This is a genomic window from Vibrio sp. 10N.222.55.C6 (assembly GCF_041473395.1).
Lineage (GTDB): Bacteria > Pseudomonadota > Gammaproteobacteria > Enterobacterales > Vibrionaceae > Vibrio > Vibrio crassostreae_C.
Genome location: NZ_JBFRSD010000066.1, coordinates 1 through 447, shown reverse-complemented (window position 1 = coordinate 447; position 447 = coordinate 1). Strand labels below are relative to the sequence as shown.

General features: G+C 35.1%; 1 protein-coding gene. It reads left to right on the top strand.

Annotation, left to right across the window (positions count from 1 at the left end):
• A partial coding sequence (locus AB4486_RS22515) for a helix-turn-helix domain-containing protein (RefSeq protein WP_372118695.1) occupies positions 1-447 on the top strand: 447 nt, incomplete at both ends.

Here is a 447-nt window from a genome sequence, read left to right as displayed (position 1 = left end):
ACTTACAATGGCTTTAGCTATTTGCGAGAATCTAAATAAAAGAATAGTCATTATTTGCTCGGACCCGTTACCTAATATCGTTCGAAATCATAAGAATATATTTTTTATTATCGAAACAAACAGTAAACATCTGACCAGTACATTCGAAGAACTACAGCGTAAAACGCAACATATCTTCGAGCCTCACTTTGATCTCGACCGAGATACGAACAACAATAATCAACTACCTGCAAAGTTATTTACCTCTGAAGTCGTTAACTTTGTTATGGACAACATCAACAAAGAAATCAAAGAAACAGAGATCGCAGAAAAGTGCCATTGTTCAACAACCTACTTTTCTAAAAAGTTTCATCTACACTTTGGGGTAAGCTTTAGAGACTTTGTATGTGATAAACGAATCCTGTTAGCCAAAAAGTTAATCGAAGCCGATACCGAATCAAAAATAGC